Origin of the sequence: Flavobacterium sp. TR2 (genome assembly GCF_025252405.1) — a bacterium.
Taxonomy (GTDB): domain Bacteria; phylum Bacteroidota; class Bacteroidia; order Flavobacteriales; family Flavobacteriaceae; genus Flavobacterium.
Genome location: NZ_CP104307.1, coordinates 3,176,091 through 3,195,359, shown reverse-complemented (window position 1 = coordinate 3,195,359; position 19,269 = coordinate 3,176,091). Strand labels below are relative to the sequence as shown.

14 protein-coding genes, 1 pseudogene and 1 riboswitch are annotated in these 19,269 nt (G+C 35.7%); of the genes and pseudogenes, 8 read left to right on the top strand and 7 right to left on the bottom strand.

Annotated features, from left to right (window positions below; genetic code table 11):
* Positions 1-50: 50 nt before the first annotated feature.
* A riboswitch (cobalamin riboswitch) is annotated at positions 51-255 on the bottom strand.
* Between the two features lie 152 nt (positions 256-407).
* From N4T20_RS14090 to N4T20_RS14070, 5 genes are all read right to left on the bottom strand, one after another.
* Positions 408-1,055: a porin family protein gene (locus N4T20_RS14090; RefSeq protein WP_260669770.1), complete on the bottom strand. Its 648-nt coding sequence runs from the start codon at positions 1,053-1,055 to the stop codon at positions 408-410.
* A 65-nt stretch (positions 1,056-1,120) separates the two neighbouring features.
* Positions 1,121-7,258 carry a M4 family metallopeptidase gene (locus N4T20_RS14085; protein ID WP_260669769.1) on the bottom strand — a complete coding sequence of 2,046 codons (6,138 nt, stop codon included), beginning with the start codon at positions 7,256-7,258 and terminating at the stop codon, positions 1,121-1,123.
* Positions 7,259-7,649: 391 nt separating this feature from the next.
* Complete coding sequence (locus N4T20_RS14080) at positions 7,650-9,131, bottom strand: tetratricopeptide repeat protein (protein ID WP_260669768.1); 1,482 nt, start codon at positions 9,129-9,131, stop codon at positions 7,650-7,652.
* A 244-nt stretch (positions 9,132-9,375) separates the two neighbouring features.
* The gene (locus N4T20_RS14075; RefSeq protein ID WP_260669767.1) at positions 9,376-10,287 is read right to left on the bottom strand and encodes a YybH family protein; all 912 of its coding nucleotides are present in this window, start codon (positions 10,285-10,287) and stop codon (positions 9,376-9,378) included.
* A gap of 90 nt (positions 10,288-10,377) precedes the next feature.
* A complete protein-coding gene (locus N4T20_RS14070; RefSeq protein ID WP_260669766.1) occupies positions 10,378-11,442 on the bottom strand; it encodes an NAD(P)H-dependent flavin oxidoreductase in 1,065 nt (354 codons plus the stop codon).
* A gap of 244 nt (positions 11,443-11,686) precedes the next feature.
* On the opposite strand from N4T20_RS14070, the gene N4T20_RS14065 reads away from it, so the two are divergent.
* The 3 genes from N4T20_RS14065 to N4T20_RS14055 all read left to right on the top strand — a co-directional run bounded on the left by N4T20_RS14065 (position 11,687) and on the right by N4T20_RS14055 (position 13,371).
* A complete protein-coding gene (locus tag N4T20_RS14065) occupies positions 11,687-12,277 on the top strand; it encodes a hypothetical protein (protein ID WP_260669765.1) in 591 nt (196 codons plus the stop codon).
* A 126-nt stretch (positions 12,278-12,403) separates the two neighbouring features.
* Positions 12,404-12,889 (top strand): GNAT family N-acetyltransferase, encoded by a 486-nt coding sequence (locus N4T20_RS14060; protein ID WP_260669764.1) that lies wholly within the window; start codon positions 12,404-12,406, stop codon positions 12,887-12,889.
* A gap of 2 nt (positions 12,890-12,891) precedes the next feature.
* Positions 12,892-13,371 (top strand): MarR family winged helix-turn-helix transcriptional regulator, encoded by a 480-nt coding sequence (locus tag N4T20_RS14055; RefSeq protein WP_260669763.1) that lies wholly within the window; start codon positions 12,892-12,894, stop codon positions 13,369-13,371.
* Here N4T20_RS14055 and N4T20_RS14050 read toward each other — a convergent pair.
* Positions 13,368-13,724, bottom strand: coding sequence for a winged helix-turn-helix transcriptional regulator (locus tag N4T20_RS14050; RefSeq protein WP_260669762.1), 357 nt, complete (start codon positions 13,722-13,724; stop codon positions 13,368-13,370). The genes N4T20_RS14055 and N4T20_RS14050 overlap by 4 nt on opposite strands.
* A 109-nt stretch (positions 13,725-13,833) precedes the next feature.
* Between N4T20_RS14050 and N4T20_RS14045 the strand changes: the two genes are divergently transcribed.
* The 3 genes and pseudogenes from N4T20_RS14045 to N4T20_RS14035 form a co-directional block, all read left to right on the top strand.
* Complete coding sequence (locus N4T20_RS14045; RefSeq protein ID WP_260669761.1) at positions 13,834-14,466, top strand: nitroreductase family protein; 633 nt, start codon at positions 13,834-13,836, stop codon at positions 14,464-14,466.
* A 270-nt stretch (positions 14,467-14,736) separates the two neighbouring features.
* Positions 14,737-15,114 (top strand): hypothetical protein, encoded by a 378-nt coding sequence (locus N4T20_RS14040; RefSeq protein WP_260669760.1) that lies wholly within the window; start codon positions 14,737-14,739, stop codon positions 15,112-15,114.
* A 317-nt stretch (positions 15,115-15,431) separates the two neighbouring features.
* A pseudogene (locus N4T20_RS14035) lies at positions 15,432-15,875 on the top strand (transposase); the annotation flags it as partial.
* A 555-nt stretch (positions 15,876-16,430) separates the two neighbouring features.
* On the opposite strand, the gene N4T20_RS14030 reads toward N4T20_RS14035, so the two are convergent.
* Complete coding sequence (locus tag N4T20_RS14030; RefSeq protein ID WP_260669759.1) at positions 16,431-16,937, bottom strand: hypothetical protein; 507 nt, start codon at positions 16,935-16,937, stop codon at positions 16,431-16,433.
* 310 nt (positions 16,938-17,247) lie between these two features.
* Here N4T20_RS14030 and N4T20_RS14025 point away from each other — a divergent pair, with 310 nt between their 5' ends.
* Together N4T20_RS14025 and N4T20_RS14020 are read left to right on the top strand one after the other, a co-directional pair.
* A complete protein-coding gene (locus N4T20_RS14025; protein WP_260669758.1) occupies positions 17,248-18,006 on the top strand; it encodes a helix-turn-helix domain-containing protein in 759 nt (252 codons plus the stop codon).
* Between the two features lie 31 nt (positions 18,007-18,037).
* A complete protein-coding gene (locus N4T20_RS14020; protein ID WP_260669757.1) occupies positions 18,038-19,234 on the top strand; it encodes an NAD(P)/FAD-dependent oxidoreductase in 1,197 nt (398 codons plus the stop codon).
* Positions 19,235-19,269: the final 35 nt, after the last annotated feature.

Below are 19,269 nucleotides of genomic sequence, written 5' to 3'. Positions count from 1 at the left end.
CTACGCAATAGCAGGTTATTATCTTGTCATCAACTTCATACCACGAAAGTCTTAAACTATGTGATCGTGGCAGGTCTCCTGACTTATTCTATCTTTAAACGGCCTTCTCACTCCAAAAACGGAACAATGGCATTAGTAATGTTTAAAGACTTTGTGTAGAACTTACAGTAGCGGGTCTGTTCAGGATTTACACCTGATTCCCTTTTAACTGCTTTTTCTGAATTGAAAAAACAGACCAAAATCAGGCGCAAATATATGACGCAGGTATGGTGTCTGCAAATTAGAATCTGTTTTTTTGGAAAATAAGACCTATCCATTGCAATTATTTAGGACTTATTAATTATTCTAAAAACAAAAAACCACTCCTAGAAAAGAGTGGTTTTAAACAGTTATGAAGGTTACTAACTCTATTTAAAAAAATAACCGATTGTTATTTGAAAAACTTTATTCTTCATATCACTGTTGATAATGTAATTTGTGTTTGCCGTTACATCTTTAAACACATTTGTATAAGAAGCATTATATCTTACATCGGCATAAAACTTGTCTTTAAACTGATAGCCTAAGCCAAAATTTACAGATGCATCTACTCCATTGGCGTAATCTTTTAAATCTAAATTTTCGCGATTATCATAGCCTAAAAAGTTGTCCTGATATTCATTGTTTGCTTTTAATAAAATTCCAACCTGAGGTCCTGCCTGAACGCTAAGTCCTTTTACTACATAGTATTTCAGCATTACAGGAATATTCAAATAATTTAATTTGATGGTGCTTTTATAATGCGAATTCTGAACGTCTGGATCCGAATACGAGATTTTCATTCCCTGCTGGCTGTACAATAATTCTGGCTGCACCGAGAAGTTTTTTGCTACAGGAATTTCTGCCATCAGACCTGCTGCAAATCCTGTTTTATCAGATGACTTCAATTCATTTTCATCAAATGTTAGGCTTGAGATATTTAAACCTGCTTTTACTCCCAGTTTAACCTTTTCGGTTTGGGCCATTGCACCTGCACACATTAGCAATGCACAGATTATTAGCTTTGATTTTTTCATTGTATTGATTTGTTTTTAAGAAGGGCAGTTCTACGCGAGAACTGCCGTTTCTATCTGTAATTTTGTTACTTTTTGATAATCTTAGCTGTATACTTTTTACCTTGAACTGTACAGTCTAAAATGTAGACTCCTGTAGTCAGCTGGCTTACATTTACACTTGACGGAACCGCTGTATAGGTTTTACTCCAAACTGCGCTGCCCTCCATTGAGTAAATTTTCATTTGAGCTTCGCCCTCAGCTTTTTCAGCCAAAAAGATGTTTACATTGTCGACAGCAGGATTTGGAAATACTCTGAAAGAATTCGTCAGTTTTCCGATAAGGAGACCTTTAGAATCAATTGGAGCAGACATACTTGTGCAGCCATGCGCATTTGTTGTCTGAAGGCTGTAGCTTCCTTCCCAAATTGTTGCAACTGTTTTTTCGGTAGCATTAGGAATAACTCTTCCGTTTAAATACCACTGATAACCTGCAGCATCAGCAGAAGCTGTTATTTTATTGCCTCCTAATGCTTGAATTTCAGGAACGATGTTTTCAAGAACATTAATAGTTGCTGTGAAAATTTTACCTAATCCGTGTTCGTTGTAAACAGTTACATAATACTCACCGCTTTCTGTTGTAGTGAAAGTAGGATCTGTTGAACCGTCAAACCATTCGTAAGCAGCATAATTTCCTGGATTTAAAACTACTTCTGGTCCGCAAACATCGCCGTTTGGCAGGTTAGACTCGAAAGCGTCAAATGTTACAGTCACTTTTTCTGTCAGAGTACATCCGTTTTCGAGCACTGCGGTTACGATATAATCTCCAGGTTTGGTCACTTCAATAGCGTTTGTTGCTTCTCCCGTATTCCATTTGTATGAAACTGCGTCTAATTCTTTCGTCAATAAGTTAGATTCAGCATTGATGTAGACGCTTTTTCCAGCATAACCATGAATTGACGCATTGTCAAATAATTTAAAATCACCTGAAACTCCTTGATAGTTATAGTTTTCAATGATATTGTTTTGGTCAATAATATCACCTTCTACTTTGGCTGTGAAATTGAAGATATGCGAATCGCCCATTCCGTCTAATTTCGGCTGTTTTTTGAAGGTATATTCAATACTTTCGCCAACCGGAATTCCAGCTTCAACAGTCTCAGAAATAGTCTCAGAGGTATTCATATACTGCACTTGCACCTGAATTGAATTTTCTTTGATCGCATTCTGGCCTTCATTCGTCAGTTTCACTTTATATTCCTGACTGCCGCAAATATCTTTTGGAGATAAAACCTGCATGGCAACATCTGTAACGGCATCATTAAAGATTTTTAAATCGTCTAAAACCATATAAGAATATCCGGCAGCTTTTGCGTGTCTAAAACGGAACATTACCAGCTTTCCTCTATATTTACTGATATTCAATGCTGCTCTCTTCCATTCTGTATCTATGTAGCTGCCTTCTTTGTTTCTTCTCCAAAGTTCTGTCCACTCGCCTCCAGCAGCTTTAATATCTACAAGCAAAATATCATTTACATTGCTCTGCATTGCATAATAAAACTCTACAGCAGAAGCGTTTTCAGACAATTTGTACATTGGCGAAATCAATTCTCCATAATAAGATAAATTTTCTAATTGGCTATACAGCATTTTCGCAGATGTATCGCCTGTATGATCTTTTTTAGGAACTGTTAAGTTCGCATTATCTGGAGTTGTTACAATTCTCCAAGGATAATTATCGTCACTTAGACTTGAGACAAATCCTTTTGCTCCTAATAATGATCCAGCTGTTACATCTGAAAAACTTTCCAGATTTAATTCAGGCGCTTTTGCAACAACTTGAAAAACACCTGTTATTGCCTTTGCCTGATCTTTTGGTTCATCGGCTGTAAAAGCTTTAATTGCAATTTCATAATTTCCTGCTGGCAATTTCGGCAAATTGTCAATTGTATAGGTAATCGTCTGACCCACTAATACTTCATCGTTTCTCTCTAAAGCAATTGGAGCACCAACAGGAGTTCCATTTTGAGAAATCTGGTATTCAATTGTAACTTTATTTATCGGTTTGTATGCAGAATTTCTGGCGCTTACCACAAATTCATGCGAAGCCGAATCTTCGTTTACATTTTCTGCAACACTCAGGTTTGATAATCTTACATTCGATTTCGTCTCTTTAATTTCAATATTATCTACTGCAAAACCGTTTGCAAAATATCCATTATCATTGTGCTGAAATGCGATCATAACACAAGATTTTCCTGCATATTCGGTCAAATCAACTCCATATTCCCACCAGCTGCCATAATAAGGCATTTTAAACACTTCTTTCCATGTTTCTCCACCGTCTGTACTTACTTTTACATATCCGTCAGAAAGCTGTTGAGAATCTCCAAAACCATCAAAAGTTAAGTGTGCCGTTTTGTAGTTTGTCAAATCAAATACTGGAGAAACCAGCATATCATTTGACGCATCGCAATTGCATTTGTCGTCATTGCTTGCCATAAATTTGGTATGATCTGCAATAAACCATCCTGGCGAGCCCAAATCTGGACGCAATCCGTGTTTCCAGCCCGCAGAACCTTTGTTCTCAGCTGTTCTCCATCCTTTGTATTTAGAAGCATCTTCAAAATCCATCTTATAAGGAAGAACAGAAACTTTCATGTCTTCATTATTCCAGTTGTCATAAGTAAGCGTTACGGCATTATTTGCTTGTTTAACATCTTTTGCCATGTCTTCAGGAAAAACAGTCACCGTAATGGTATGCTCTCCAACACTTTCTAAACTAACATTTGGAACTGAATAGGTTATGGTATCTTTAAATCTTGTAAAGTTTAAAGTCGTTTTTTCTATTTTTGAGAAAACCTCTTTTTTTGCGGCATCAAGAACTTTAGTGGTAACATTGACTACCTGATTGCTTGTTGCAAAATTATTTGTGATTTTTGCGCTAATGGTAACATTGTTTTTATTGACCTCACATTTACCAGCATCTAATTTTGCCGAAAGAACTTCTAAGTCATAAGGAGCATCGCTTACTAAAATATTGTCTATAAAACCTCCTAAAAATCCGTCATAATAATCATCCGATTTTACACGAAAACGAATTGCCGCTTTTTTGCCAGCAAGCTCATTTAAACGTATCTGATAAGGATCTTTTTTCAGATTATTATTTACCCCCGTAAACCATCCTCCATCAAATAAGTCGCTTAAATGTTTGGTTTCTGGATAATTTACAGTTTCAATTTTTTTCCAGTTTTGTCCTTTATCTTCAGAATATTCAACTACCAATCCGTCGTATCCTGTATGAAGCAGATAATACAAATCAAACTCCACATAAGGAGAAACCACATTTGTAAAGTCAAAAATTGGAGATTCTAGAACAAAATCAGAGTTAAGTCCCATTCTTTCTGTGGTTTTAAAATCTACCATTCCCCACATATATTGCGATTTAACGGTTCTAAATGATGCAGGGTAATTTTGGAATAAAAACTTCTGATTTCCAGCCAATGCTTTTGTATTCCATCCGCCAGCGGTTCTTTCAAACCCCTCAGAGTATGGAAACTGTGCAATAATACCGTTATACGCAGCATTTATAATACTGTTATTTGTGGTAATTGGATCCTGAGCCAATGTTACAAATCCTTCGTAAGTATGCAGACCAGGCGCAGATAGATCGAAAGTATTATCAAAAACAACTGTCATTTCTGAGTTTCCTTTAAAATCTGCTGCAAGCGTAACGTCTTTCCAAACGGTTGTACTTCCGACAGCTGTATTAGCATATCCAACTTTAAGTACCGTTCCTGCCGGAATAGCAGCACAACCTAAATTAAAAATTGTCATCGATGACTGATAGTTTGAAGGAAGCACGCCTCCTGTATAGTTAGGCATACTCAATGCGGTTGCTCTAAGATCGTAATCTTTTTGCGCCGCAGGAACAACAAGGGTCGAAATAAAGGTATAGCCTTCTTTTGCTCCAAATTCTACGATAGGATTTAAATCTACTTTTACTTCCACATAGTTTGTAGCACCGTTTCCTTGATATGGAATATTACTTTTTAGCGGTAAAATAGTTTCTTCACCTGGATTTAAATCTTTGCCAAAAGCAACTTTTCCGTCATAAGTATAAAAAGTGATTAATTTTCCTAGAGCGCTTGCCATTGCTCTTAGTTTGAAATTTAAATTCTCATTGGCTTTAATTACTGTAGTGCCGGTATTTTTAATTTTCACGTAAAAAGGCTCTTCTCCTTTTAATGGCCCGCATGGAACCGATGGATTCTCTACAGAAACCAAAAGGATTTGTCTTTCTCCATAAGCCGGTCCTACGCCAATAGCATACCAAGCATTGGTTACTTGCTTGTATTCTTCAGAACCTAAACCGTATAAATCTTCTGTCGCCAACAAACTTGCCTGACGCATTGCCATGAAATTTGAAGAAGGCGATAAATATTCGGTAAGTGTCGTATAAGCAATTTTTTCTGCTTTCTCCAGACCAATAGCTTTTACGCTGTAGCTATTATTCAAATCATTCACTCCTGATCCACCCTCAACTAAAAGATAGTACCAGTAATTGGTAATACCGCTGTTTTGGTGAACACCTCCATTGTCAACACTAGTATTGGCAGGATTTGTCCAAAATTCTCCTCCATATGTATCTGGCTGACCAGCCGCTTTTGGATTGGCCATACTTCTTAAACTTCCGTGTTTGTACAATTCGTCTCCCAACATCCAGATGTCATTTTTAGAATCTTTGCCCGCATAAAGCTCAATAGAAATACCAAAAATATCACTGAAAGATTCGTTCATAGCTCCAGATTCTCCCATATAAATCAATCCGGCAGAAAATTGGGTTACGGCGTGAGTCATTTCATGTCCTGTAATTCCTAAACTTACAAACGGCTGTTTATCTCCATCGCCAAACTGTGCCCATCCACCTGTCCAAGACGCATTCTGAACATTAGTTCCTAAGTGCGCAAGACCAAAAATGGTCATTCCTTTATCGTCAACACTATTACGGTCAAATTTTTCTTCGAAGTAATTCAATGTTTTTTGCAATCCCCAATGAATATCGATTGCTGCTTCATCGTGATCTTTATTGTACAGATCATTCCAGTTGTTATCTTCATCGATATATTCTGTCAGCACTTCGTCAGATGCGTGCGCTGCATGATTCATATTCAAGGTATAAATTGGCACCTTATATTTTCCTAATAAAGTCTCCAATCTATAACCGTCTGCATATTGCGTTGTGCCAAAAGTAACATCTCCTGCAAAACGGGCTTTTCCTTTACCAGTTGCAAGTCTTCCGTCTGCAGCAGGCAAAGCAGATGAACGAAAATCTCTGCTCAAATCAATTTTTAAGATTACCTTTCCTGTATTGGCATCTACATAAATCGTCTGGCTAGACTGCGGATTTGTAGCGAAAATATCGTATTTCCAAGCCAAATGATATTCTTTCAATTCTGTAGAAAAATTGGGTCCTACGTAAACCAATTCTCCCTCTGGTTTTGTGCTGATTTTTTTATGCACCAAAGAAGAAAGTTTTTTGCTCTGCCATACATATTCTTTAGCATTTACAGTATTTAAAGCATTTTGCAATGCCGCCGACGCATTTACTTTATAATTACTGTTTGCTGGCAGTTTTTTGCTAGTCTGCCCAAATGCATCTATTTTATTTTTTCTTTCCCTAACCTTGTAAATTGCACCTTCTACAGGAACAGAATTATGCATTTGCTGATACGTCGCCAAACTTCTGCCGTGTTTATCTGAAACCGATTTTAACTGCATTCTGTCTGCATTAGACAATTCGAAATCGGCTTTTTTGACTTCAAATACGTTGCGTATCGTTAAATTAGAAGATTTTGCAAAAGATCTGACTTTTGTAGTGTCCAAACTTTGCACATTTTTAGCTGTAGCTGCGCTTTGGCTTTTGTCAAAAAACTTCTGGCTTGCCTTTAATCGCTTTTGTACGTCATCGCTCTCTTCCTGCGAAAGCGCTGTACCTTTAACACTCGTCTGAGTTAAAAGAATAGCATCATCTTGCTGATTATTATTTTGATCGGTCGTTTTCTTAAAAACTTGATCCTTTTTCTGAGTAGCAGCTGGCGACTGTATGGCCGACTGCGCAGTAGCTGTTTTGTTTTTTGGCAATGGTGACTGAGCCATTCCTGCGGAACAGACCAGCAAACCTAACAAAAGAAACAAATACCTAGCTTTAGAGTAAATCTGGTTCATTTTTTTTAAATTTAAAATTAGTATTAAGGCTGTTTAAGTTAATAGTGCATTACTTCGCCAAGGGTTGGTAGAAACCAAAAAAAGCAAGCCCTAAGAATCAATTCGGCGGTTGATTCTTAGAACCTGCTTTTGTTATTTTTTGCAGAATTTTTAAAAGTGCGCTCTTTTTTGTTTTTGTTTCCTCCAAAAGCTCTTCCAAACTTTTATTGGGTTCATTTTTCTTTGTGTCCATCCAAACGTTTTTTTATCGTTTGGTAAATGTAGAAGGGCAATCTCAGACTCAGAAAAAAAGGACTATTGCAAAAACACTCTTAGGCAGAAAAGCATCACTCAACTAGCACTCATTTTAATTTAAAACAAACAAAATCAAAATGTTACACTAAAATTTAATTTACATATTTTCAGGCTTAAAACTATTCAGATAAGTGGAAAGATTTACTTTTTCATTGGTCAAATCAAACTTTTTTCGAAGTCTGGTTCGAGCATTTTCTATCGATTTAAATGACTGCCCCGTAATTTGCGAAATCTCTTTTGTAGTCAAATCCAAATATAACAGCGCACAAAGTCGTCGCTCTTTTGGAGTAAGTGTCGGGTAATCGACGGTTAATTTGTCGAAGAAAGATTTATGAACCTGCTCAAAACTTATCTCAAATTCTTTCCAGATATCAGTATTCAAATCTTTTTCCAGACGTTTTAAAACAATGTCAATTGCCTGCTGCATTTCTTTACTGGCCGTTTTAAGTCTGATCTTTTTAAGATCGTTCAAGATTTCATTGATATTATCGGTGCGGTGAATTTCAGACATCGCTTTGCCTACCAAAACCATATTTTTAGCTTCAAGGCTTTGTTTGAGTTCTTGCTGTTTTGCTTTTAATTTCTCCTGCTCAAGCTGATTTTTGATATGCTTATTGCGATATCTGATTAATAAAATAATGAGCACTAATATTCCGACCACCAATATTAATCCGACAACATAATATTTAAACCTAGTTTTTTCTTCGACTAATGTCCTAATCTGGCTTCTTACTTTGTAATCTTGTTCTAGCCGTATTCTTTCCAGATTTACAGCTTTCTGTTCAATATTAATGCTGTCGCTAATTTTGTTGTATTCCTGAAAATAATAAACCGCATTCTTATAATCAGCTTTTTTAAGATAGGCCACATAAAGCATTTTATTCAATCGCATATTCGAGAAACCAAAAGGCTTATCTTTATTAAATTCAAAAGCCTTTTTTGCATTTGCAATAGCAGCATCAAATTTATTCTCTTCCATATTATACTCTGAAAGAGACTCGTATACAAATGATTTTAGCGAATTATCAATATTAGACTCCACCAAAGAAAAAGCCTTTTCAAAATAAAGATCGGCATTCTTCTTGTCTTTCTTTGCCTTATAGGCTCTTGCCAAATTAGTATAAATGTATACCGTCAAAGTGTTATTTCGTAGTTTATCGGTTATCAGTTGCGCTTTCTGATAATAGTGCAAAGAAGAATCGGCATTTTTGTCGAGATAGATGGTGCCAATGTTGTTTAGAATCTTAACCAGTTTAATCGAATCTTTTTTGGTTTTCTGATATTTATAGACATTCAAGAAAAATTTTAGGGCTTTTTCCTGATTATTGCTTTTTGCATACAAAATGGCAAGATTATTTTCGGCGCTGGTAATTTCTGCAGCGCTGTTTTTTTCTTTATAAATATCATAAGCCTTTAAATAATATTGCAGCGCCACATCCAAAACATCTTTTGAATCGTAAATATTTCCCGCAGCAGTATATACTTTGGCCAAAATTTCGTTTGGTTTTTCCGTTTTCTTGGCTTCGGTTTCAGCCAATTCTATGTATTTGACGGCCCGTTCCCAGTCGCTCTTGCTCAATTTTAAGGCAATTTTGCAGCACAAATCAGCCTTACGGGCAGGATCGCTGACCGTGTTTAAATTGTCTATCAGCTCTTTTGTTGAAGATTGGGGATAAACACCTAAAGTAATAAAAATAAAAAATATGCAAAGTAATCGACCCATTGTGTGTAGAAATCATAAAGATGGGTTCAAAATTATATAAAAATACCAACATTTAACAACAAACAGAAGAAATAAACAAAACCGAAATTTAGCTGAAAAGTTAATCATGATTTACCATCTGACGAAAAAGCAGCAATTCTCCTTCATTATTTTTCTTCCACACATTTATGCTTTTTCCTTTCACATTTCCGCTGCTCTCGCCATCTCGCCAATCCACGTTATAAAAGCCAAATTCTACAATGGCTTCCCGTGCGAAGATAATATTCGAAGTCTGAATTGAAATTTGTTCAATGCGCAGCGTACCTGGTTTTTCATGTTCTGTAAAATAGTCTGTAATTTCTTTTTCGCCAGAAAGAATTGGCGTATAATAGGTTAAATACATTGCATCTGGCATAAACATTTTGGCGTGCTCTGCTCCTTGCCTATTTTGAACCAGTTTTTTAATGGTATTGTTTCTTTCTTTTACCTCAGAAGTTAATTTGTCAGACGGAATATATGCTGTGGTTGGCAGGATGGCACTGTCATCTATATTCGGAATGTTTTTATCATCAAAATAACTGGATGCGCCCCAAATTTCAGCCGCAATCGTCAAGGGCAGTTTTCTGTTGGAAGACTTCTTCCAGAGAACTGAATACTTTCCAGAATAAGAAAAAGGCTTTTGTTCGTTTACGTTTAGGTTTTCAGCAAAAGTCCCAATTTCTAAAATGTAATTTCCGAGATTTTGTATCTCTACAATAGTTTTTTGATAAGAAGCAATTTTCGCCTGACTCAGCCATTGCTTATAAAACGCTTGAATCTCTTTTGTCCCTGTTCGCTGCCTGCTGTGTTCAGGCATAAAGATAGATTGGTCGGTATACGCTTTTATTAAATCCTCCTGATTTCCTTTTACAAAAGCGGCTTCAAATGAAGCATTATACGCTTCAATCTGCTTTCTAGCAATCGAATCTGTTTTGCTTTCTTGAGCAAAAACACCAATGGCAAAAAGTAAAAAGATAAAGCTAAACCTATTCATGCGTGAAGTTATTTAATTGAACAATAAATATACAAAATATTAACATTCAATTATTTACATTTAAAATCACTCCCATAGATTTACCAAATATCAAGCAAAATTTTCTGTTTCTTCTATTAAGTTCCTAATGATAATCTCAGTCGAAACCTCATTAAAACCAGAAATCGACTGTCCTGCCCAAATGCTCACTAAATCAGCATTCTTTTCTAGTTTTGCAATTTTTCTAAGTTCGGCAGTCAGCTTATTTTGATATGGATATGGCAAAATAAATTCAGAATCTTCTATTTCTTTTATAAAACTATTTCGAATTCCGCGCGCGTATCTTCCTGAAAAACTTTTGGTTAAGACGATTTCATTTTCTTTTACATTTCTAAGGCGATGTTTTTCAAAATCCTGCAAAGCGCTTTCAGCAGTAGCCAAAAACAGACTTCCCAACTGAAAACCATCGGCACCTAAAGTTTTGGATGCCAGCAGCGTTTTGGCATTATAAATTCCGCCAGCATAAATAAGCGGCGCATTTACCGTTTCGCTTACCTGAGAAAGCAGTGATAATCCACCAATCTGCGGAATCGTTTCTTCTAAAAAACTGCCTCGATGCCCTCCAGCTTCAATTCCTTGAACGCAAATAATATCGATGCCGCTCTTTTCCAAAACAATAGCCTCTTGAACCGAAGTGCAGGTTCCAATTAAAAGCACCTTATTCTCTTTTAAAGCGGCAATACTTTCCTGATCCAAATTTCCAAAAGTAAAACTCACTATGCCACAGTTTTCCAAAAGAATCGCTTCAATCTGATCGTGATAATCAGTAAGCTGAATTTCGTTTATATCAGGAAAATCGGTTTGAACGCCCAACTTCTCGGTAAATTTCTGCAAGTATTTTTTCGTTTTCGCATAATCAGCCTCAAGTTTTGGCGTAATCGGATCTATTTTATGAACAAAAATATTTACAGCAAAAGGTTTGTTGGTCAATTTCTTCGTTTCTCTTATCAATTCAATGCATTTTTCTGCCGCAAGATCGCCTAATGCCAGCGATCCTAAAGCTCCCGCATTGCTTGCAGCCGCAGCCATTTGCGGAGTGGTAACGCCCAGCATTGGCGCTTGTATTATCGGGTAGTCGATTTTAAATAACTCGGTAAGAACATTTTTCCATTCCATAATATTTTGATTTTTGTTCGAAAAAAAATCATCTTCAAAGATTAAGATTTTCAAGAACTTAATAACATATAAAGATAAGCCAGTTTAAGCACAAAACAGTAGAATTTGGCTTTAAAAGAAGTTAATTTTTCGACAAATAATTCATAACAAGACAATAATTGGCCCCATAAAATGGTTATAGATAAAAGATTATGATGCATCTCATTTTTTTATCAATACCACTCAAGATTAATAGTACAAAAACATGAAAAAATTTTTGATAATAGCCTTTGTTTCTTTTTCTCTGCATAGTTTTGCTCAGGAACTTGATAATAAATTCAAATCGATTCCAGCAAAACAATCTCCCAAAAAAGAAGTTATACCGCCTAAAGAAGCTGCGCCGAAAGAAAATCCGCCAGCGCCAATCGAGAAACCTGCACCGCTTCAGGTTAATCCAGACGAATTATTTAAAAACACCAATCTTTATAAGCCAGAGGCCAATGTAGAAGGGATTTTTTACAGAAGAAATCAGTTTTTAGGAAATTTCAACACCACAGCCGTTACTTCGACAATTATGTACCGTGATGCAGCTTTTGTAGACGGAGATAAAGTAAAAGTATATTTGAATGATAAAGTAATTGAGCCTGAAGTCTTTTTGAACGGCGATTTTAAAAGTGTCAAAATAAATCTGGAAAAAGGAATCAATAAAATTGACATCGAAGCGCTAAATGAAGGTTTTGCTTCTCCGAACACCGCCGAATTTAAGGTTTATGACGATAAAGGACAGGTTATTTCGTCAAGCGAATGGAATGTCGGAACAGGCTACAAAGCTGTTATCGTATTAGTTAAAGAATAAAAACTGGAAATTAAAAACTGCAATAAATCATAATAAATACTTAAAACTGTCGGTTTCGGCAGTTTTTTGTTTGGATATATGTAGTTAACTACGTAGTTTTGTACCTATATTTAATTCAGCATACAAATGAACATTCAAACTATACAAAATGAGTACGAAAATGAAATCGTCGATTTGATTTTAAACATTCAGCAAAAAGAATTTAATGTGCCGATCACTCTAGAAGATCAGCCAGATTTATTGGATATCCAAAACTTTTATTTTAAATCGGGCGGTACTTTTTTAGGTGCTTTTATTGATGGAAAACTGGTTGGAACTATTGCTTTGGTAAAATTTAATCCAGAAGCTGCTGCCATCAGAAAAATGTTTGTCAAGAAAGAATTTAGAGGAAAAGAATTTCAAATTGCCCAGCAATTATTGGAGCGATTAGTTGCATATAGCAAAGAAAACGGAATTAAAAACCTATATTTAGGAACGGTTTCTTTATTGCAGGCTGCTTTGCGCTTTTATGAAAAGAATGATTTTATCAGAATACAAAAAGAAGCGCTTCCTGCTGACTTTCCGTTAATGAAACCTGACAATGTTTTTTGCCATTTAAAACTAAATCCATAGAAATGAATAGTATTGACGAAATCGGCATATTGGCCATATCTACCCGTTTGCAGCGCCTGAGCGAGCAATTGCGAAAAGATGGCGCACAAATTTACACTTATTTTAATATTGATTTTGAACCGAAATGGTTTCCGGTCATTTACACCCTGCACGTCAAAGAGATGCTGAGTGTGGTTGAAATTGCCAACGAAATTGGCTACAGCCATCCTTCAACCATTAGTTTATTAAAGGAGCTAGAGAAGGAAAAAATGATTAGTTCTAAGAAAGACAAGCAGGACGAACGCAAGAGGTTAATTATCTTAACGCCAAAAGGCCAAGAACTAGTTACTAAAATGCAGCCCGTTTGGGAGATTATGAGGAAAACTCTACACGAAATCACCAATACTCAGAACAACCTGCTTAAAGCGATTGAAGAAGCAGAACAAAATCTGACTAAACAAGGTCTTTTTCAGAGAGCTATAGAGCTAAAAAGCGCTGACTAATCTTTACCTGTAATTTTTTTTCTATGGTTGTGCCCCCATTTTGCCAAAGAATCTATCACTTCTTTTAAGGAATGTCCATATTCGGTCAATTCATATTCAACCGTTATGGGCTGTGTGTTTAGTACGGTACGGGTTACCAATTGGTTTTCTTCGAGATTTTTGAGTTCTCTGCTTAGCATTTTTCCCGAGATTCCTTCGACTTCCCTAAGCAAATCGGTAAATCTCAACGTGTTGAAACAAAGAGACGCAATTATAGAAATTTTCCATCTTCCGTTCAAAATATACATGGCGTCGTGCACTGCCATAATATGCTGGTTGCAAGATTTTTTATCGTGTACTTGTTCTTTTATCATGTTTTGTCAGTAAGTTACCTCGATGTTACAGTTACTTTTGGTAATCAGATGACAAAAATACACTTAAAGTTTTTTACATTTGAATACAATTTTAATCAATTAAAAAAAAATGGCCTTAATAGATGCACTAAAGTGGCGCTACGCTACAAAAAAAATGAACGGACAAGCTGTTCCGCAAGAAAAAGTAGATTATATTCTTGAAGCTGCAAAACTAGCTCCGTCTTCTTCTGGTTTACAGCCTTACAAGGTTTTTGTAATTACCAACAAAGAATTGAAAGAAAAACTTAAAGCTGTAAGTTTTGATCAAAGTCAGGTTACTGATGCTTCACACGTTCTGGTTTGGGCTGCTTGGGATGGCTACAGCTTAGAAAAAATTTCTGCCGTATTTGACAGAACAATTGCAGAAAGAGGAATTCCTGCTGATGCAATGGACGAATACAAACAAAGACTTTGGGGTATGTATGAGCCTCTTGGACAAGAATGGCACGCTAACCACGCTGCAAAACAAGCTTATATTTCGTTTGGTGTAGCAATCGCTGCAGCTGCAGAACAGCAAGTAGACGCAACGCCAATGGAAGGTTTTATTCCTGCTGAAGTAGATAAACTTTTAGGTTTGAACGAACTTGGACTAAAAAGCGTTTTGGTTTTGCCTCTAGGTTATAGAGACGATGCAAATGACTGGCTGGTAAATCTTAAAAAAGTGAGAACTCCACAAGAGGAATTTATAACAGAAATCAAGTAAAAAATTAATTTTTGCTTAATTTAAGAATGCTTTTGAAAAGGTGCAATAGCGCTTTTTCAAAAGCATTTTCAGTTTAAATATTTCATTTTCAAATTAAAACATCAATCCGTTTAAGAGAAAAGAAAAACCAATTTTATCAGACGTGTGTTATTTTTTAATTATGCATAAAAAAAGGTACGCAATGCGGATAATTAAATAATATTGTATCCCTAATTTTGCTTTTATCCAAAACAATTCAATCTTATTTACAACAATTTAAATTCTAACATTATGTCTGATTTTTTAACGCAATTTGGGGAAGACCTAAAAAAGAACGTCCCAGGGTTCATCGCAGTTTCTGTAGCTGAAATTGCAAGCGGTATGTCATACTATTCTCAATCTGTAGTTGCAGATTTTGATCCAGAACTAGCATCGGCATATAATCTTGAAGTAGTAAAAGCAAAAATGAACGCTATTAAAGCTTTAGGGCTACACGGACAAACAATTGACAATGTCATGATTACCTTAAGTTCACAAATTCACATTATTGACGTTTCTGACAATCAGGATTATTTTATTTACCTGGCTGTAGATTCTACAAAAGCTAATTTAGGGATGACAAAATCGATCCTTAATAAGTACAAAAAAGAAATCGTAGCTAAATTATAACACAATTTTACCTTTCTTAAAAAGGAATATTCGTTTTCGAATATTCCTTTTTTTATGCCGTAAACAAAAATGCAATTCGCCTAAAGCTGAGCCCTTCTACGCATAAAAGCACAGCCCTAACGAGATAATATTTCCAGACAAATATCCAGAACTGCAGAAAAACTAAATATTTGGTAAACGCCACATTGGTGCGAAATATATTTCAACAAATAATACCTATTTAAAAAACCAAAAAACCTTTTTATTTTTTTTTACGAATTGCCATTCGTTTCTTTTAAATTATTTTATATTCGAAACGTAAATAGGGACTTGTATAAATGGAATTACGCGCTTATTTTGAAAAATATTCTGATGAAAAGACCTGCATTGAGGTACTCAAAAACAAGCGTTTAGAGAATGGGCTTCTGTGCAGGAAATGCGGGCACAATGTTCATTCTTTCCGACAGAATGATTTAAAATTTCAATGTCGAAAATGCGGCAGCCGTACAAGTCTGCGATCTGGAACCGTAATGGAAAACTCGAACCTCCCGATTCGATACTGGATGATTTGCATTGAATTGATGACGCTTTCGCACAGGAGATTATCGATACTTAAAATTCAGTATTTGTTAGGTCATAAACGTTACGAACCTATCTGGATGATGGTGCAAAAAATTCGTCTGGTTATGAAAATACGAGACGAAAAATACAGATTAAAGGCTTATTCTGAATTTGATCCTGAATTTCTTCAGAAAATTGATAAACTTATAGTACAGAAAAAAGCTCTAAATTGTAAGTTGTGAATTGTAAATTGTAAATTGTGAATTGTGAAATGATTCTTGAAAATCTGTGTTAATCTTATAATCTGCAGCTTTAAATTTTATTCGTGCGGAGCTTAAAAAACTTGTCAGGCTGAGCGAAGTCGAAGCCTAAATTTATGCCACATAAAAATAGCCACAAATTATACGATTAAAAGGATTTTTGAAAATCTGTGTTAATCTTATAATCTGTGGCTTTAAATTTTATTGCGCAGAAGAGCTTCGACTTCGCTCAGCCTGACAAACTTTTTATAGCCAGAAATTATAGGATTAATAAGGATTTAAAAAATCTGTGCTAATCTTACAATCTGTGGCTTTAAATTTTATTTGTACGGAGCTTAAAAAACTTGTCAGGCTGAGCGAAGTCGAAGCCCAAACTTATGCCACATAAAAATAGCCACAAATTATACGATTAAAAGGATTCTTGAAAATCTGTGCTAATCTTATAATCTGTGGCTTTAAATTTTATTGGTGAGGAAGAGCTTCGACTCCACTCAGCTTGACAATTCGAACTAAGAATTATTTTTTCTTGTTCTTCTTTGCTTTAGATCTTTTTGCTTTATTTTTAGCGATCTTTTTGGCTTTTGCTTTGTCTTTTGCCTTTTTTGCTTTTGCTTTCTTTTTAGCCTTAGCTTTTAGTTTTGCTTTTTTCGCTTTTTCCTTCTTTTTATCTTTTGCTTTTTCTTTTTTCTTAGCAGCAGCTTTTTTCTTTTTCAGTTTTTCTTTTTTCTCTTTGTCTTTCATCTTTTTATTTTTTTTAGATTTCGGCTGTTCTTCGTTTTCTTCTGCTGTTGCCTCTTCAGCTTCAGATACAGCCTCTGTTTCTGCTTCAGCTTCTTTATTTTCCACTGCTTCCTCAGTTGTTGCTTTTCTAGGAGCTCTTTTAAGTTTTGGTTTTGATTCTGAAATTTCAACAGCCGATTCTGTTTCTGGAACTGGAGTCCCCTGTTCGTTTTCTTCATTGGAGATAACTGGAGCAGCTTCTACTTCCTGATCGATTTCATTAGTAAGCACTTCTTTTGTCATTATTCTGTTAATTTTAAGAAATTGATTAAATTTATTTTGGATTAAACTAATTTTTAATGTTATTAAATCATTAAATTAACATCAAAAAATAATAAACAAAGATAAATTGAAAAACCTATTCGCCAATGTTAAGTTTTTCAGGCGCGTAAAAAACCAATTGTACTTATTTAAAAATCAACAACTTATCCAATGTTAAGTTTTTCATTGCCTTTTTTCCGAAATCAAAAACGCCTTTACAAGCTTTTTAGACTCACTTTTTCTTCGCAGCAATGAATAGCGAATTGCATAATTTCGCCTTAAATTTGATGGAATGATCAACGATTTAACATACCAATCTATTGAACCGAGTCAAAATCTCTCCGATTTTGTGGATAGTTTTTGGCGTATGGAGAATAAATCAGACCAAACTTTAGAAACAATCGGTCTTCCTGATGGGCGAATTGACTTGTCTCTCATAAAAACCGCAAAAACCCCTTTTCAAATAAGACTTCTAGGCTTAAGCACACAGCAATACGAAAAAGGAAAGATTCCTGCCAACAGCCTAACCTTAACAATCAGCTTTAAACTTCCTGTAGTAGAATATATTTTTCGCGAAAGCGTTGCAGACCTCGTAAATTCAGGAAAACTGCTTAACGATAATTTTTGGGATTTTAACGAAAATGATCTGGAAGATTTTGAATTGTTTAGCGCAAAAGCTTCTTCGAAGATCAATTCTTTACTCGTAAAAGAAATTGATAATAGAAAACAAAAACTATTCAGGCTTCTTTACGCAACTAAAGGAAATATGACAGTAAAAGAGTTTTCAGAAAAATCCAATTGGAGCAGCCGTCAGATCAATCGATATTTTACTCAGCATTTTGGAATTTCACTAAAAGCATTCTGCTCGATTCTTCGTTTTCGTGCATCTCTCGAGCATATTGCAAAAGGAAATTTATTCCCAGAAGAGAATTTTTCAGATCAGACACACTTTATCAAAGAAATCAAAAAGATTTCTGGCTCGCTTCCGAAAGAGTTATTTCAAAACAAAAACGACCGATTTATACTATTATCAGCCCTCTCCTCCAAATAATTTTGCAACATAGATTTTTAAACACAAAACTATGTTACTAAAAAACAAACAAGTTGCCATAATTGGCGGCGGAATGGGCGGTTTAATGTTAGCACGCCTTTTACAGCTTCAGCGTATTGACGCAAAAGTCTACGAGAGAGACCTCGACCCAAACGTACGCGTACAAGGATCTCCGCTAGACCTACATGAAGATTCGGGTTTAATAGCCATGAAACAAGCTGACCTATTAGCCGAATTTTATAAAAACATTAGGCCAAATGCCAGCAAAGCCCGAATTGTTAATCCGAAATTTGAATTGAAATTTGACGAACATAATGTTTCAAGAACGATATCTAAAAAAGTTTTGGAGGACAATCAAGATTCTCTGCAAGATATTTCAAAACCGCGTCCCGAAATAGACCGTTCGGCACTAAGAAATATTTTACTGGATTCTCTTTCTCCCGAATCGATTGTATGGAATAGCCAGTTTACTTCTATGGAAAAAGAAAACAAAGGCTGGCGAGTGGGGTTTAAAAACAAAACAGCCGTTTACGCAGATTTGGTAATTGCTGCAGATGGCGCAAATTCTAAAGTTCGCCCTTTTATAAGCGCAGAAAAACCAATTTACTCCGGAATTGCCATGATTGAAGGGACGATTTACAATGCCAAAGAAAATGCTCCCAACCTTTTTGAATTTTCAAAAGGCGGAAAAGTTCTTGCCATCGGAAAGGAACAAACCATCATGTATGGAACAAAAGGCGACGGTTCTCTGATGTTCTTGCTCAGCAGCAAAATACCCGAGAACCGGATTGCAGCAAACGATCTCGATTTTAAAAACAATCAGAAGATTTTTGAATGGTTTAAAGAAGTGTATCAGGATTGGAGTTCGGAATGGGATGAGCTTTTTAAGAGCAAGGATTTGTATTTTATTCCGCGTCCGCAATACTATTTTCAGCCTAAGCAAACTTGGGAAACGCTCGAAAATCTCACTATGATCGGCGATGCAGCGCATAGAATGCCTCCTTTTGCCGGAAAAGGCGCTAATTTGGCTTTGCTCGATGCTTTTGATTTGGCCGATTGCTTAACTAATAATCAATTTTCTGACATGAAAACAGCCATCTCCTACTTTGAAAAGCGAATGACAGATAGAGCCGCAATAGCCTTAGAACAAACACTTAAAAATGGCGAACAGCTGCATTCTAAAAACGCTTTAGAAAAACTGCTTTCCGTTTTTAACCAAACACCATAGCCTTAATTCATTTTAATTCAATTGCTTATATTTTT

Coding starts and splice junctions, on each gene's coding strand:
- N4T20_RS14085 (WP_260669769.1), bottom strand. CDS start 7,258: ATGAACCAGATTTACTCTAAAGCTAGGTATTTGTTTCTTTTGTTAGGT.
- N4T20_RS14050 (WP_260669762.1), bottom strand. CDS start 13,724: ATGATAAAAGAACAAGTACACGATAAAAAATCTTGCAACCAGCATATT.
- N4T20_RS14055 (WP_260669763.1), top strand. CDS start 12,892: ATGAATAGTATTGACGAAATCGGCATATTGGCCATATCTACCCGTTTG.
- N4T20_RS14075 (WP_260669767.1), bottom strand. CDS start 10,287: ATGAATAGGTTTAGCTTTATCTTTTTACTTTTTGCCATTGGTGTTTTT.
- N4T20_RS14045 (WP_260669761.1), top strand. CDS start 13,834: ATGGCCTTAATAGATGCACTAAAGTGGCGCTACGCTACAAAAAAAATG.
- N4T20_RS14060 (WP_260669764.1), top strand. CDS start 12,404: ATGAACATTCAAACTATACAAAATGAGTACGAAAATGAAATCGTCGAT.
- N4T20_RS14065 (WP_260669765.1), top strand. CDS start 11,687: ATGAAAAAATTTTTGATAATAGCCTTTGTTTCTTTTTCTCTGCATAGT.
- N4T20_RS14090 (WP_260669770.1), bottom strand. CDS start 1,055: ATGAAAAAATCAAAGCTAATAATCTGTGCATTGCTAATGTGTGCAGGT.
- N4T20_RS14030 (WP_260669759.1), bottom strand. CDS start 16,937: ATGACAAAAGAAGTGCTTACTAATGAAATCGATCAGGAAGTAGAAGCT.
- N4T20_RS14025 (WP_260669758.1), top strand. CDS start 17,248: ATGATCAACGATTTAACATACCAATCTATTGAACCGAGTCAAAATCTC.
- N4T20_RS14070 (WP_260669766.1), bottom strand. CDS start 11,442: ATGGAATGGAAAAATGTTCTTACCGAGTTATTTAAAATCGACTACCCG.
- N4T20_RS14020 (WP_260669757.1), top strand. CDS start 18,038: ATGTTACTAAAAAACAAACAAGTTGCCATAATTGGCGGCGGAATGGGC.
- N4T20_RS14040 (WP_260669760.1), top strand. CDS start 14,737: ATGTCTGATTTTTTAACGCAATTTGGGGAAGACCTAAAAAAGAACGTC.